Annotated in this window: 16 protein-coding genes; 7 read left to right on the forward strand and 9 right to left on the reverse strand. The window is 72.0% G+C overall.

Annotation, left to right across the window (positions count from 1 at the left end; all coding sequences use genetic code 11):
- Positions 1-4: 4 nt before the first annotated feature.
- From OG624_RS07430 to OG624_RS07445, 4 genes are all read right to left on the reverse strand, one after another.
- The gene (locus tag OG624_RS07430) at positions 5-796 is read right to left on the reverse strand and encodes a spermidine synthase (protein WP_371594592.1); all 792 of its coding nucleotides are present in this window, start codon (positions 794-796) and stop codon (positions 5-7) included.
- 100 nt (positions 797-896) lie between these two features.
- Positions 897-1,757 carry a patatin-like phospholipase family protein gene (locus tag OG624_RS07435; RefSeq protein WP_371639244.1) on the reverse strand — a complete coding sequence of 287 codons (861 nt, stop codon included), beginning with the start codon at positions 1,755-1,757 and terminating at the stop codon, positions 897-899.
- A 102-nt stretch (positions 1,758-1,859) separates the two neighbouring features.
- Positions 1,860-3,041 (reverse strand): elongation factor Tu, encoded by a 1,182-nt coding sequence (gene tuf / locus OG624_RS07440; RefSeq protein WP_371639246.1) that lies wholly within the window; start codon positions 3,039-3,041, stop codon positions 1,860-1,862.
- Between the two features lie 276 nt (positions 3,042-3,317).
- On the reverse strand, positions 3,318-4,034 hold the full coding sequence (locus tag OG624_RS07445) for a DNA alkylation repair protein (protein ID WP_033221052.1): 717 nt from the start codon (positions 4,032-4,034) through the stop codon (positions 3,318-3,320).
- A 49-nt stretch (positions 4,035-4,083) separates the two neighbouring features.
- Here OG624_RS07445 and OG624_RS07450 point away from each other — a divergent pair, with 49 nt between their 5' ends.
- The 5 genes from OG624_RS07450 to lnt all read left to right on the forward strand — a co-directional run bounded on the left by OG624_RS07450 (position 4,084) and on the right by lnt (position 8,222).
- Positions 4,084-4,812: a TVP38/TMEM64 family protein gene (locus tag OG624_RS07450; RefSeq protein WP_371639247.1), complete on the forward strand. Its 729-nt coding sequence runs from the start codon at positions 4,084-4,086 to the stop codon at positions 4,810-4,812.
- Positions 4,813-4,860: 48 nt separating this feature from the next.
- Complete coding sequence (locus tag OG624_RS07455) at positions 4,861-5,739, forward strand: undecaprenyl-diphosphate phosphatase (protein WP_033220860.1); 879 nt, start codon at positions 4,861-4,863, stop codon at positions 5,737-5,739.
- Positions 5,740-5,852: 113 nt separating this feature from the next.
- Entirely contained in the window at positions 5,853-6,029 is a 177-nt protein-coding gene (locus OG624_RS07460) for a hypothetical protein (protein ID WP_167745548.1), read from the forward strand.
- A gap of 69 nt (positions 6,030-6,098) precedes the next feature.
- Positions 6,099-6,566 carry a nuclear transport factor 2 family protein gene (locus tag OG624_RS07465; protein ID WP_371639248.1) on the forward strand — a complete coding sequence of 156 codons (468 nt, stop codon included), beginning with the start codon at positions 6,099-6,101 and terminating at the stop codon, positions 6,564-6,566.
- A 66-nt stretch (positions 6,567-6,632) separates the two neighbouring features.
- Positions 6,633-8,222, forward strand: coding sequence for an apolipoprotein N-acyltransferase (gene lnt / locus OG624_RS07470; RefSeq protein ID WP_326747627.1), 1,590 nt, complete (start codon positions 6,633-6,635; stop codon positions 8,220-8,222).
- Here lnt and OG624_RS07475 read toward each other — a convergent pair.
- On the reverse strand, positions 8,146-9,051 hold the full coding sequence (locus OG624_RS07475; RefSeq protein ID WP_033220856.1) for a Gfo/Idh/MocA family protein: 906 nt from the start codon (positions 9,049-9,051) through the stop codon (positions 8,146-8,148). The genes lnt and OG624_RS07475 overlap by 77 nt on opposite strands.
- Positions 9,052-9,134: 83 nt before the next feature.
- On the opposite strand from OG624_RS07475, the gene OG624_RS07480 reads away from it, so the two are divergent.
- Positions 9,135-9,659 carry a DinB family protein gene (locus OG624_RS07480; RefSeq protein ID WP_326747629.1) on the forward strand — a complete coding sequence of 175 codons (525 nt, stop codon included), beginning with the start codon at positions 9,135-9,137 and terminating at the stop codon, positions 9,657-9,659.
- Positions 9,660-9,797: 138 nt separating this feature from the next.
- Positions 9,798-10,337 carry a hypothetical protein gene (locus tag OG624_RS07485; RefSeq protein ID WP_033220851.1) on the forward strand — a complete coding sequence of 180 codons (540 nt, stop codon included), beginning with the start codon at positions 9,798-9,800 and terminating at the stop codon, positions 10,335-10,337.
- A gap of 23 nt (positions 10,338-10,360) precedes the next feature.
- Here OG624_RS07485 and OG624_RS07490 read toward each other — a convergent pair whose 3' ends face one another.
- The 4 genes from OG624_RS07490 to OG624_RS07505 all read right to left on the reverse strand — a co-directional run bounded on the left by OG624_RS07490 (position 10,361) and on the right by OG624_RS07505 (position 14,325).
- Positions 10,361-10,984 carry a hypothetical protein gene (locus OG624_RS07490; RefSeq protein ID WP_161287936.1) on the reverse strand — a complete coding sequence of 208 codons (624 nt, stop codon included), beginning with the start codon at positions 10,982-10,984 and terminating at the stop codon, positions 10,361-10,363.
- Positions 10,985-11,034: 50 nt separating this feature from the next.
- A complete protein-coding gene (locus OG624_RS07495; protein WP_030388140.1) occupies positions 11,035-11,703 on the reverse strand; it encodes a uracil-DNA glycosylase in 669 nt (222 codons plus the stop codon).
- 124 nt (positions 11,704-11,827) lie between these two features.
- Positions 11,828-13,411, reverse strand: a complete 1,584-nt coding sequence (locus tag OG624_RS07500; protein WP_161287938.1) for an ABC transporter substrate-binding protein — start codon at positions 13,409-13,411, stop codon at positions 11,828-11,830.
- 152 nt (positions 13,412-13,563) lie between these two features.
- A complete protein-coding gene (locus tag OG624_RS07505) occupies positions 13,564-14,325 on the reverse strand; it encodes an SDR family oxidoreductase (protein WP_030770413.1) in 762 nt (253 codons plus the stop codon).
- Positions 14,326-14,327: the final 2 nt, after the last annotated feature.

Consider the following 14,327-nt stretch of genomic DNA (forward strand, 5'->3'; position numbering starts at 1 on the left):
CCGCTCACCCCAGGCTGAACGCGCCCTCCGGCGGCGCCGGGGACGGAGCCGCGTCCACGTCGGCCACCGGCACCGCGCCCTTGCGGAACCGGGCCAGCCCGTCCCCGTACTCCACCCTGGCCGCGAACGCGTCGGCCGCGCACCTGCGGGCCAGCGCCCCCACCTCCAGCGGGGCGTCCGAGGCCAGCAGTACGGCGTTCCCGAACCGCCTCCCCCGCAGCACCGCCGGCTCGGCGATCAGCGCCAGCTCCGCGAACGCGTCGGCGAAGTTCGCCACCTGGGCCCGCAGGAAGTCGAAGGGCGCCCCGTCCGCCAGGTTCGCCGCGTACAGCCCGCCGGGCCGCAGCACCCGCGCGGCCGCCCGGGCGTACTCCACCGACGTCAACTGCGCCGGCACCCGCGAGCCACCGAACACGTCGGCCACCACCAGGTCCACGCTCGCGGCGGGCGCGCCCTCCAGCCAGGCCCGTGCGTCGGCGGTGTGGACGGTGACCCCCGAGTCCGCCGCGAGCGGCAGGTGCTCGGTCACGAGGTCGACCAGGCCCGCGTCGAACTCGACGACCGTCTGCCGGGATCCGGCCCGGGTGGCGGCAGCGTAACGCGGCAGGGTGAGCGCACCGCCGCCGAGGTGCAGCAGGTCGAGCGCGAGCCCGGGCTCGGCGGCGCAGTCCAGGACGTGCGCGAGGCGGCGTACGTACTCGAATTCCAGGTGCTGCGGATCGTCCAGGTCCACATACGACTGCGGGGCCCCGTCGACCGTCAGCAGCCAGGCCCGCTCCCGGTCCACGTCCGGCATCAGCTTGGCGGTGCCCTGGCCCACTTCCCGGACGACCGGGATCTGTTCGTCGCTCACCGGTCCATTGTCCGGCAGCGACCGGGCGGGCTTCGAACAGCCCTCAGGCGGCCGCGGCGGACCAGACCGCCGCCGTCGCCTGCACGTGCTCCTCGGCCTGCGCGAGGCCCGCCCGGGCGGCCGGCTCACGCCGCGCCGGATCCAGCACGTTGCGCCCGAAGGCCTTGCGGGCGGCCGTCGACGGGGTGATCAGCACGACCCGCGCTCCCGCCTCCCGCAGGCGCTCGGCCTGCGCCGACGGTGAGGGGACCAGGCCCGAACCGAGCGACATCGGGGCGAGGATCACCACGCGCGCGTACCCGGCGGCCAGGTCGGCATTGGTGGCGGAGCGGATTCCGCCGTCGATGAAGCGGCGGCCGCCGACGGTGACCGGCGGCCACACCCCGGGCACCGCGCAGCTCGCCGAGACCGCGTCGACGAGCCCGTCGCCGCTCCCCCGGTCGAACGCCTTGAGCTCACCGGTGAGGGCGTCCACCGCCGTGACGACGAGCCGGCGCTCGGGCCACTCGTGGGAGACCAGCCGGGCGGCCAGGACCTTGCGCCGCTCGGCCTCGCCGCCCGCGCCGGTGTCGGCGGCCAGGGCCATGGCGCCGACCCGCTGCCGGTAGGCCGTCGCGGTGCGCGAGCGCGCCATCGCGACGGCGTACCGGGCGAGGAGACCGGCCCCCAGCTTCGCCGTGGCCTCGCCGGTGGGGTCCCCGAGCTGGCGCTCGTACAGCTCCTGCGCGGTGAGCTGTCCGGAGGTGAGCTGGGCCCCGACCACGGAACCGGCGGAGGTGCCGACGACCAGGTCGGCGGTGGTGAGGTCCACGCCCGCGCGGGCGAGGCCGTACAGGATTCCGCACTCCCAGCCGATGCCGGTCAGTCCCCCGCCGCCGAGCACCAGTGCCGTGTCGCCGCTCATCTCCGCCCGCCCCTCCGCGCATGCCTGTGGTGACGGCAGTCTGGCGCAGCGGGGCCACCGCCACCACAGAGGGGTCCGGATCGGACCGGGATCAGATCCGGATCACCCCAGTACGGCCGTCACCGTCCCCGCGCCGACCGTCCGTCCGCCCTCGCGGATCGCGAAGCCGAGACCCGACTCCAGCGGGACGTCCCGGCCGAGCTCGACGGTCATCGTGACCGTCTCCCCGGGCCGGGCCACGGCGACCTCGCCCAGGTCCACGTCCCCCACCACGTCGGCGGTGCGGATGTAGAACTGCGGCCGATAGCCGCTGGCGACCGGTGTCGTACGGCCGCCCTCGCGCCCGGACAGCACGTACACCTGCGCCGTGAACCGGCGCTGCGGCGTCACGCTGTCCGGCGCGGCCACCACGTGCCCGCGGCGCACGCCGTCGCGCGGCACCCCGCGCAGCAGCAGCGCGACGTTGTCCCCGGCCTCGGCGGACTCCATCGGCTTCCCGAAGGTCTCCAGCCCGGTGACGACCGTCAGGACCGGCTCGCCGTCACCGCCGAGGACCGCCACGCGGTCCCCGACACGTACAGTGCCGCGCTCGACGGCGCCGGTCACGACGGTCCCGCGCCCGGTGATGGTCAGCACGTTCTCCACCGGCAGCAGGAACGGCGCGTCCGTGTAGCGCACCGGGGTCGGTACGTACGTGTCCACCGCGTCCAGCAGCGCCTGGATCGCCTCCGTCCACCGCGGGTCGCCCTCCAGCGCCCCGAGTCCGGAGACCCGTACCACCGGCGCCGCGTCCCCGCCGTACCCGTGCGCGGTGAGCAGCTCGCGGACCTCCAGCTCGACCAGGTCGGTGAGCTCGGGGTCCCCGGCGTCGGCCTTGTTCAGCGCCACCACGATGTGGTCGACGCCGACCTGCCGGGCGAGGAGCACGTGCTCGGCGGTCTGTGGCATGACGCCGTCGAGCGCGGAGACGACGAGGATGGCGCCGTCGAGTTGGGCGGCGCCCGTGACCATGTTCTTGATGTAGTCGGCGTGGCCCGGCATGTCGACGTGGGCGTAGTGCCGGGTGTCGGTCTCGTACTCGACGTGCGTGAGGTTGATCGTGATGCCGCGCCGGGACTCCTCGGGGGCCCGGTCGATGCGGTCGAAGGGCACGAAGGAGGCGCCGCCGTGCTCGGCGAGGACCTTGGTGATGGCGGCGGTGAGGGTGGTCTTGCCGTGGTCGACGTGACCCATGGTGCCGATGTTGAGGTGCGGCTTGGTGCGCACGAAGGCCGTCTTGGCCATGATTCATTCCCGTGTCTGGAAGCTGCTACGGGACCCCGAGGGCGAGCCGACCCTCCCCCTGTGGGGTCCGCCGGACGATCCGGGAAGGGTCAGCTTCGTGCGCCGTCGAATGCGGCGAGGACGGGTGCGAACGCGGGTGCGCCTGCCGGTGCCTCCACGATTGCGGCAGCCTTCGGCGCGTCCGCGACCGCGGACCGCTCTGCGAGGAAGGCATACCGGTTCATGCCCCTGATCCTGCCGGACGGTCCGGGACCCGTCGAATGAATTTCGGCGTGGTCAGAGGTTCTTGAGCGCCTCGCGGACCGACAGCGGGGCCAGGGAGCCGCGTTCGGCCTCGACGAAGGCGCGTACGGCTTCCGGGTCCGTCTTCGCGTACTCGCGCAGGGCCCAGCCGATGGCCTTGCGCACGAAGAAGTCCGGGTGGCCGGCCCGGCTGCGGCAGTAGCCGAAGAGCCGGTCGGTGTCGGTGGCGGACTTGAAGCGGAGCTGGTGGAGCAGAGCGGTGCGGGCGAGCCAGAGGTTCTCGTCCTCGATCCACTCGTCCATCACGGCCGCGAGTTCCGGGTCGGCGGCCACCAGCGGTCCGACCGTGTGCGCGGCGAGCAGGTCGACGGTGTCCCACCAGGGGACGGTGACGATCAGGTGCCGGACCACGGGCAGGAAGCCGGAGGAGCAGCGGGCGATGTGGCGGCGCAGATAGTCCACCGCGAAGTACTGGTACTCGCGCTCCGGGAGGAGCCGGCAGCCCAGCGCGAGCGCCGCGCAGTCCGTCTCGGACGGCTTCGGAGTGTCCTTCGTCACGGTCTTCGACAGTTCCCGGCGCAGGGGGGTGGGGATGCCGAGGAAGGGCGCGACGTCCTTCATGTAGGCGCCCATCGCCCGGGCCCGTACGGGATCGGCGGCGGGCGGGTAGGCCTGGTGCAGCCGCTCCAGCAGGGTGTCCGCGAGGGCGCTGCGGGGAACTCGCGGGGGGCGCCGGTCGTTCGACTGCATGAGGTCCAGATTACGGCGCACCGCCGTATACGTGGGCTAGTCTCCCGGGATGTCCCTCCTCCTCGCGCCGTGGACCCGGCTGTCGGTGCTCGTCGTGCTGCTCGTCGCGGCCGGCATGTGCGTGCTGCTGTACGAGCCCCAGCGCATCCTCTCGGAGGGCTGGCCCCCGGGGCTCCCGGTGGGCACGGCGGTCCTGCTGTTCGCAGCCGCGTACGGCGTGTGCACGGCGGCCCTCGTGCCGCGGCCCCTGCTCAATCTGGCGGCGGGAGCCGTCTTCGGCAGCCAGTTCGGCCTTGTCGCGGCGGTCGGCGGCACGGTGCTGGGCGGTGCGATCTCCTTCGGGCTGGGCCGGATGCTGGGCCAGGAGGCTTTGCGGCCGTTCCTGCGCGGGCGCTGGCTCCAGGCGGCCGACGGCCAGCTCAGTCGGCACGGTTTCCGTTCGATCCTGGCGGTGCGGATCTTCCCCGGAATGCCGTTCGTGGTGGCCAACTACTGTGCCGCGGTGTCGCGGTGCGGTTGGGTTCCCTTCCTCCTCGCCACGGCGATCGGGGTCGTGCCGAACACCGCCGCGTACGTGATCGCGGGGGCCAGCGCCTCCTCTCCCGGATCGCCCGCGTTCCTCGTCTCGTTCGGCTTCATCGTCGTCTCGCTGGTGGGCGGCGGGGTCCTCGCGTGGCGCAAACGACACCGTCTGGCACCCCCTCGAACCGAGGATCGGATGCCCGAACTGCTGCCCCAACACCCCCCTGTGGTCAGCGCCGCTTCGCACGGGCCCTAGCATCGGACGCGAACTGCCCGACGATCACAAGGACGAGCGCACCCCGACATGAGCTGGTTCGAATCCCTAATCCTCGGTCTCGTCCAGGGGCTTACGGAGTTCCTCCCGATCTCCTCCAGCGCCCACCTGCGGCTGACCGCGGCGTTCGCCGGCTGGCACGACCCAGGAGCGGCCTTCACCGCGATCACCCAGATCGGCACCGAGGCCGCCGTGCTGATCTACTTCCGCAAGGACATCGCGCGGATCGTCTCCACCTGGTTCCGCTCCCTCTACACGAAGGCCCTGCGGTCCGAACAGGACGCCAAGATGGGCTGGCTGGTGATCGTCGGCTCGCTCCCGATCGGCATCCTCGGTCTCGTCTTCAAGGACGCGATCGTGGGCCCGGCCCGCGACCTGCGACTGACGGCCACCACCCTGATCCTCATGGGCATCGTGCTCGGCGTGGCCGACCGGCTGGCCGCCCGTGACGAGGAAGGCGGCCGGCATCGCGCGATCCGCGAGCGCAAGACGCTGGCGCAGCTGGGCGTCAAGGACGGTCTGGTCTTCGGTGTCTGCCAGGCGATGGCCCTGATCCCCGGCGTCTCCCGGTCCGGCGCGACGATCTCCGGCGGTCTGCTGCTCGGCTTCACCCGTGAGGCAGCGGCCCGCTACTCCTTCCTCCTCGCGATCCCGGCCGTGCTGGCCTCGGGAGCGTTCGAGATCAAGGACGTCGTGGAGAACCCGGGGCACATCTCCTGGGGCCCGACGATCTTCGCGACGGTCATCGCCTTCTTCGTGGGCTACGCCGTGATCGCGTGGTTCATGAAGTTCATCTCGACCAAGAGCTTCATGCCCTTCGTGATCTACCGGATCCTCCTGGGCATCCTGCTGTTCGTGCTGATCGGCACGGACGTGCTGAGCCCGCACGCGGGTGAGTCCGGCTCCTAGCGGGGCCCCGCACCACCTCTTCGCGTGAACCGCAGGCCGCTCGGGAACGTTCCCGGGCGGCCTGCGCGTCGTTGTGCCTGAAGAGAGTGGAAGGCGAACGCAGGGGGTGCCCCATGGGTCGAGTGGTGCTGGAGCGGTTTCCCGCCGGGAGTCCGCGGGGAAGTTGGCCCGCCGAGGAGTACGCCGCGCAGCGGATGCGCGAGGGCGTACAGGCGGAGGTGGTCATGGACCTGGACAGCGACGCGTTCCTCGTCGTGGTCCGGCAGCGGGAGTCCCGTTCCGGTCATTGACCGGCCGCGGGAAGATCCGGTGGGCGCACGGCCCTTGGCCTCGCGCCCGCGCAGCCCCAGACTGACCCGATGACTCAGCGTGTGGATCTCGCGACGGTGATGGACAGGCTGGCGATCGACGAGGTGGTCACGGGCTACGCGGTGGCCGTCGACGACGGTGACTGGGCCGCGTACCGGGCCCTGTTCACGGCCTCCGGGAGGGTCGACTACAGCTCGGCCGGCGGGATCGAGGGCTCGGTGGCGGAGGTCGCGGACTGGCTGGCGGAGACGATGACGCTGTTCCCCGTACGCCAGCACCTGATCGTGAACCGCTTGATCCGGCTGGAGGACGTGGGCGGCTCCCCCGGGGACAGCGCCGAGGTCCGGGCGGACTTCCTCAATCCGATGCGGCTGGCCGGGCCGGACGCCGACGCCGCGATCACCTCGCCCAACTTCGTCGCCGCCGGGCGCTACGACTTCGCGCTGGCCCGCACCCGCGACGGCTGGCGGCTCACCCGCGTCACGGTGCAGGAGAAGTGGCGGCACATGACCGCCTGAGCCGGACCGGAACCGCTCGACTGGCCCGGACGTCCGGCACTGCCACACTGGAAGCGGAGGCACGCCATGATCATGATGCGCATGCGGTGGTGGTCCCCTCGATGGCGTGCGCCCGCCGCCGTGGCCGCCGGGGCGCTACCGGCCCTCGCCTTCCCGGCCCCCGCCCTCTGGTGGTTCGCCTACGCCGCCCTCGTGCCCTGGATGCTGCTGCTGCGGTCGGCCCCCACCGGGCGGCGGGCCGCGCTGGAGGGCTGGCTCGGCGGCGCGGGGTACATCCTGGCCGTCCACCACTGGCTGCTGCCCAGCCTGCACGTGTTCCTGATCCCGGTGGCCGCGCTGCTCGGGCTGCTCTGGATCCCCTGGGCCCTCCTGGTGCGGGAGCTCCTCGGCGGGACCCCGGCGGCGGGCCGGGCCGGCTGCGCGCTGATCCTCGTACCGGCGGCGTGGCTGCTGTCGGAGCTGGTGCGGTCCTGGCAGGGGCTGGGCGGGCCGTGGGGCCTGCTGGGGGCGAGCCAGTGGCAGGTGGCGCCGGCGCTGCGGCTGGCCTCGGTGGGCGGGGTGTGGCTGGTCAGCCTGCTGGTGGTGGCGGTGAACTGCGCGCTGGTGCTGCTGATCGCGGTGCCGGGCGCGCGGATCCCGGCGGTGGCCGGGATGACCGGCTGCGCGGTGCTGACGGGAGCGGTGTGGGTGTGGGCGGCGCGGCCCGAGGAATCGGGCCGGCTGCGCGTGGCCGTCGTACAGCCGGGTCCGGTGGCGGACGGTCCGGACAGCGCGGATCGGCGCTTCGACGTCGGTGAGCGGCTGACGCGGCCGTTGGCCGGGCAGCGGGTCGATCTGGTGGTGTGGGGCGAGAGCAGCGTCGGCGCGGACCTGAGCGCCCGCCCGGACCTGGCCCGGCGGCTGTCCGCGCTGTCCGCGGAGGTCGGGGCTCCGCTGCTGGTGAACGTGGACGCGCGGAGGGCGGACCGCCCGGGGATCTACAAGAGCGCGGTCCTCGTGGGCCCCCAGGGCCCCACGGGCGACCGGTACGACAAGATGCGGCTCGTCCCCTTCGGGGAGTACGTGCCGGCCCGTGCGCTGTTCGGTTGGGCCACCTCGGTCGGCAAGGCGGCGGGCGAGGACCGGGTGCGCGGCGACGCCCCGGTGGTCATGGACCTGCCCGCCCGGACGGACGGGCCCGGTGGGGTCCGGATCGGCCCGCTGGTGTGCTTCGAGTCGGCCTTCCCCGACATGAGCCGGCGCCTGACCCTGGACGGGGCCTCCCTGCTCGTCGCCCAGTCGGCGACCTCCTCGTTCCAGGAGAGCTGGGCCCCGGCCCAGCACGCCTCGCTGGCCGCGCTGCGGGCGGCCGAGAATGGCCGCCCGATGGTGCACGCCACCCTGACGGGCATCAGCGTGGTGAACGGCCCGTCCGGCGCGCGGGTCGGAGCCGCCCTGCCCACGTCCGCGAGCACGGCGGCCGTGTACGAGGTCCCGCTCGCCCGCGGCACGACCCTCTACGTCCGCTTCGGGGACTGGCCGGTGACCGCGGCCCTCGCCGCCCTCGCGGTGTATTGCGCGGTGGCGGGCAGCCGGGCCCTCAGGAGGCCTGCTCCAGAGCCGAGCTCACCACCCGCTCGCACAGCTCGTGGGTTCGCAGGGCGTCGCGGGCGCTGAGCGTGGTGCCCGCCGCGACCGCCTCCAGGAAGTGGTCGACGACCTGCTCGATGCCGCGCTGGCGGGCGACGGGGACCCAGTCCCCGCGGCGCCGCACGGTCGGCTGGCCCTTGTGGTCGATGACCTCGGCGAGATTGACGACCTGCCGCTTGGTGTCGCGCCCGGACACCTCCAGGATCTCCTCGGTGGAGCCGGACAGCCGGTTCATGATGCCGAGGGCGGTGAAGCCGGCGCCGGACAGCTGGAGCACCACCTGGTGCATCAGCCCCTCGCGCACCACCGCCCGCACGTCGAAGTGGTCGGCCTCGCCGGGCAGGAGGAACCGCAGGGTGTCGACGACGTGGATGAAGTCGTCCAGCACCAGCGTCCGCGGGTCCTCGGGCAGCCCGACCCGGTTCTTCTGCATGACGATCAGCTCGCGGGCGTGGTCGGCGCACTGCGCGTAGGCGGGGGCGAAGCGGCGGTTGAAGCCGACCGCGAGGGAGACCCCGAGCCGCTCGGCCCGTTCCACGAGCTGCCGCGACGAGCTGAGTTCGTAGGCGAGCGGCTTGTCCACATAGGTGGGCACGCCGGCCTCCAGCAGCCGGGTCACGATCTCGGGGTGCGCCACGGTGGCGGCGTGCACGAAGGCCGCGTCGAGCCCCTCGGCGAGCAGCGCGTCGAGATCGGTGTGCCGGCGCGCGGCCGGTACGTGGTGGGTGTCGCCGACCCGCTCCAGGGCGTCGGGGTTACGGGTCTGCAGGTGCAGCTCGATGCCCGGGCGGGTGGTGAGGACGGGCAGGTACGCCTTCTGCGCGATGTCGCCGAGTCCGATGCAGCCGACCTTCACCGGGGCCTCCAGGTTGGTTCCTTGTGGGATTCCCGCAGCTTAATCCCTGGTGGCGGGGGCTCTGTTCGCCGAGGATGAGCCCCATGACCATCAGCTCCGGATCACATCGCGCCGAACCCGCCACCACCGCCGACGAGCGGGACATGCTGGACGGGTGGCTCGACTACCACCGTGCCACCCTCGTCTGGAAGTGCGAGGGGCTCCAGGACGAACAGCTGCGCCGGGCCCCGCTCGCGCCCTCCGAACTGAGCCTCCTGGGCCTCGTACGGCATATGGCGGAGGTGGAGCGGTACTGGTTCCGGGAGGTCATGCTGGGCGAGGACCTGCCCGAGCTGTTCTGCACGAGCGAGGATCCGGACGGCGATTTCCACTTCTCCGACAAGGCCACCTGGGCCGAGACGGAGCAGGTCTGGCAGACCGAGGTCGAACTGTCCCGCCAGGCTGCCGCGGGTCGTTCCCTGGACCTTGTCTCGCAGGCCGAGAGCCACCACCGGGGCGAGGTGTTCAGCCTCCGCTGGGTCTACACCCACATGATCGAGGAGTACGCGCGCCACAACGGCCACGCGGATCTGGTGCGCGAGCAGATCGACGGCGCCACCGGCGACTAGTCCGTCCCTTCCTGTTTTTCGGAGGAGCCGGCGCGGCTCGCGCCAGGCCCTGGACGGCGGGTGGGTCCGTCACCCGTGCGGGGTGAATATCGCCCGCGGGTTTTCGCAACGGGGTCCTCGCACAGCAGAGTTGCGCGGGTGCATCCAACCCGAACCACGACAACGCTGCTGCTCGGAGTCGCCTGCGCCGTCTCGGCGGTCTCCGGCTGTGTGAATGTGAGCCCCGGACCCGTGCAGCCCGCGGCGGCCCCCGCCGCCGGGGTACCGCCCCGCCATGAGCCGCGCGGCGGGCCCGGGGCCGCCTCCGTGGTCGTCCGGGCGCCCGCCCTGGAGGCGCTGGAGGCGGTGGAGAGTGCCCCGGGGGCGCCCGCGACCCCGGCGGCCCCCGCGCCCGCCCAGCGGTCCGCGCAGCGGCCCGTACCCGGCGGCTCCGGTGGGCCCGTACGAGAGGCTCCGCCGGTCCCGGACATCCCGGAGCCCCGACGGGCCGCCGAGCCCGTCTCCGGGCGCCCTGGAGGCCGTCCGCAGCGTCCCCGGCCCGACGCCGAGGTGGAGCGCGAGCTGATCCGCAAGCTTCCGGCGCGGCCGGCCGATGTGTGCGCGCTGGGCCGCAGGCACGGCCACTGGCATCCCGACAGTCCGGAGGCCCGGATCTGCTCGGGCGTCCAGGGGGACTGACCGCCCGCGGGCACAGGGGTGTCCTACGGCGACTGCTCGGGGAACGGCCGGGGTCCGGTCCCGGGCCCCGGCCCGGCTCCCGGCTCCCCGGCCAGGCGCCGCTCCAGGCGGGCGATGGCGGCCCGTACGCCGTTCCCGTACCCGTCGTCGGACAGCGCCCCGGTGGCCGCGCGGGCCCGGGCCAGGTGGATCCGGGCCGCCTCCGGCCGCTGCAGTTTCACGTAGTCGGCGGCCAGGCTCAGGTGTAGGGACGGGTAGAACACCCGCATGGCCGGATGCGGCTCCTCCCGTACGGGCCGCCCGTCCTGGGGCGGCCCGGTCCCGGGTCCGTCGTCCGGCTCGTCACCCGGCCCGTCGGCGGTGGCGGCAGCGGTCAGGGCGCGCAGGTCCCAGGCCAGCTCGTCGGCCGGATCGTCCTGGGCGTCGGCCATGTAGTGGGCCAAGGTGCACCGGTGGAGGGAGTCCCCCTGCTCACCGATCTCGGACCAGATCTCCCCGAGCCGGTTGCGGGCCTCCTCGCGGTCCCCGGCGTGCAGCAGGATGACCGCCTGGCCGATCCTGGTCATGACGGCGTCCTCCGACGCCTCCTGCTGCTCCGTCACGGCGGCCTCCGGCTTGCTCTGCCAGACCTGCTCCGGTCTGATCATCTAGAAGCTAGCCGGAGGTACCGGCAATGGCGCCGAGGCGCGGGGGGAGGTCAGCCGAGGTTGGGGATCCGCCAGTCGATCGGCTCATGTCCCTGCGCGGCGATGGCCTCGTTGATCTGCGTGAAGGGCCGGGACCCGAAGAACTTCTTGGCGGACAGCGGGGAGGGGTGGGCGCCCTTGACGACCACGTGCCGCTCCTCGTCGATCAGCGGGAGCTTCTTCTGGGCGTAGGCCCCCCAGAGGACGAAGACGGCCGGGTCGGGCCGCTCGGACACCGCGCGGATCACGGCGTCGGTGAACTTCTCCCAGCCCTTGCCCTTGTGCGAATTGGGCTCGGCCTCGCGGACCGTGAGCACCGCGTTGAGCAGCAGGACGCCCTGCTCGGCCCACGGCATCAGGTAGCCGTTGTCCGGGACGGGCAGGTCGAGCTCCTCCTTCATCTCCTTGTAGATGTTGCGCAGCGAGGGCGGGGTCTTGACCCCGGGCTGCACGGAGAAGCACAGGCCGTGGCCCTGGCCGGCGCCGTGGTAGGGGTCCTGGCCGAGGACGAGGACCTTCACCCGGTCGAAGGGAGTGGCCTCCAGGGCCGCGAACACCTGCTCGCGGGGCGGGTAGACCGGCCCGTTCGCCCGTTCCTTCTCGACGAACTCGGTGAGTTCTTTGAAGTAGGGCTGGTCCAGCTCTCCGCCGAGGACGGGGAGCCAGGACTCGGGCAGCATCTGGGTCACGGCGACAACCTCCGGTACAAGTTCGTGCGACTGCTCGTGCAACTGCTCCAGAACCTACCGGGGCCCACTGACAATGCGTCGGCCGCCCAGGGCGGCCGACGCATCGGTGCACGTACTACCAGCTGGTCTTGCGGTAGAACTCCCACATCTGCATGACGGTCTGCGGGTCCAGCGCCCGCTCGGCGCCCGCGATGTCCTCACGGGCCGCGACGTACAGCTTGCCCTGCCACAGGGGCAGCAGCCGGACGTCGTCGGCGAAGATCTTCTGGGCCTGCTCGAATTCCTGGACTCCGGCCGAGCGGTCGCCCTCGCGGCGGGTCTTCGGCAGCAGCTCGGTCAGGATCTCGTTGGGCTCGTACGGGGTACCGACCGCGTTCTCCTTGCCGACGAACGGCGCGATGAAGTTGTCCGGGTCCGGGAAGTCGGGGAACCAGCCGCGGCCGAAGATCGGGTACTCACCGCTCTTGTAGCCGGTCTGGAAGGTCTTCCAGGGCTGGCTGCGCAGGTTGATCCGGAACAGCTGGCTCTCGTCCAGCTGGCGCTTGAGCTCGGTGAACTCGTCGGCGGTCGAGGAGCCGTAGCGGTCGGTGGTGTACCAGAAGGTCAGCTCGACAGGCTGGGTGATCCCGGCGTCCCTGAGGATCTTCTTGGCCTTGGCGACGTCCGCCGCGCCGTACTTGTCGTAGAAGGGTGTCTTGTGGCCGACGACCCCCTTGGGGACCATCGAGTACAGCGGCTCGGCGGTGCCCTGGTAGACCTTGGAGACGAGCGCGCCGCGGTCGACGATCTGGGCGATGGCCTGGCGGACCGGGAGCTTGGCGACCGAGGGGTCCTTGGGGTTGAAGACCAGGTAGCGGATCTCGGCGCCGACGTTCTCGACGACCTGGACGCCCAGTGCGTGCGCCGCGGGGGTCTGGAGGTCGGTGATCTCCGGGGCCGACAGGCCTCGGTAGGTGGCGTCGATCTCCTTCGCCTTCAGCGCCGCGACCATCTTCGGGGAGTCCGCGAAGTAGCGGATGGTCACGGCCTTGTTCTTGCGGTTGGCGAAGCCCGTGTAGCTCGTGTTGGTGGTGAGCACCGCCTCGGCGCCCTCCTTGTACGAGTCGAGCACGTACGGGCCGGAGCCGGTGACCTTGTCGCCCTCGCGGACCTTGTCGGCCGGGTAGTCCTTGGGCGCGACGAGCGAGGCGGCGGGCGAGCCGAGGACGTACGGGAAGGTGGCGTCCGAGGTGTTCAGGTGGAAGACGACCGTCAGCGCGTCCGGCGTCTCGATCTTGTCGAGGGTGCCGAAGAGTCCCTTGGGACCGACGTTGGAGCCGATGGTCCTGATCCGGTCGAGGGAGTACTTGACCGCCTTGGCGTCGAGCGGCTCGCCGTTGGAGAACTTCAGGCCCTTGCGCAGGGTGCACCGGTAGGCCTGGCTCGCCGCGTCCGTGAACTCGCAGTTCTGGGCCGCGTCGGGCTGGGGCTTGCTGGAGCCCGTCGGGAAGGCCAGCAGGGTCTGGTAGACGTTCCGGTACAGCTCCCAGGAGCCGTCCCACGCGGCCGCGGGATCGAGGGTGCTCGGTGCGCTCGTGGTACCGACGACGATCCTCTTCATATCGTCGCCGTCGTCCTCCGACAGCAGGCCGCATCCGGCGAGCAGGGATATGGACGCAAGGGCCGCAGAGATCTGCAGGCATCTGGTCCGGTTGAACACGTGCACGCTCCTCGATCAGCCAGGGGTGCGGCAGACCCTACCGCAGTGCCCCACGAATCCAATGGGTTGGTTTCGTGAGGCACTTGACCGGTTCCGTGCATATTCGATACACATTTACCTCCCTTTCGGAGGCAAATACGTCCGATTATCGGTCAGTGGACCCCGGCATTGAGGAACATCCCGCCATCGACGACGAGAGTTTGCCCGGTGATCCATTCCGCTTGTGCAGATGTCAGGAACGCCGCGGCCCCGCCGATGTCCTCCGGGAGCCCGAGCCGGCCGAGCGGATAGGCCGCCGCCGCCTCCTGCTCCCGGCCCTCGTAGAGCGCCTGCGCGAACTTCGTCTTGACCACCGCGGGCGCGATCGCGTTCACCCGCACCCCGGGCGCCATCTCGTGCGCGAGCTGGAGGGTGAGGTTGACCATGGCGGCCTTGCTCATCCCGTAGGCGCCGATGAAGGGCGAGGCGGAGACCCCGGCGATGGACGCGATGTTCACGATCGCGCCGCCGTTGTCCTTCTGCCAGGCGTGCCAGGTCCGCTGGGCGAAGCCGAGCGCCGAGATCACGTTGGTCTCGAAGACCTTCCGTGCCACCCCGAGGTCCAGGTCCGCGATCGGCCCGAAGACGGGGTTGGTGCCGGCGTTGTTCACCAGGAAGTCGACGCGGCCGAAGGCCTCCATCGTGCGCTCCACGGCGACGGCCTGGTGGGCCTCGTCGTGCGCCTTGCCCGCGACGCCGATCACCCGGTCCGCGCCGAGCCGCTCGACGGCCTCCTTGAGGGCCTCCTCGTTGCGGCCGGTGATGCAGAGCCGGTCGCCGCGGGCGACGAGCGCCTCGGCGACGCCGTACCCGATGCCGCGACTCGCCCCGGTGATCAGCGCGACCTTGCCGCTGTCGATACCGCTGTACGTCATGT

Origin of the sequence: Streptomyces virginiae, assembly GCF_041432505.1 — a bacterium.
GTDB lineage: Bacteria > Actinomycetota > Actinomycetes > Streptomycetales > Streptomycetaceae > Streptomyces > Streptomyces virginiae_A.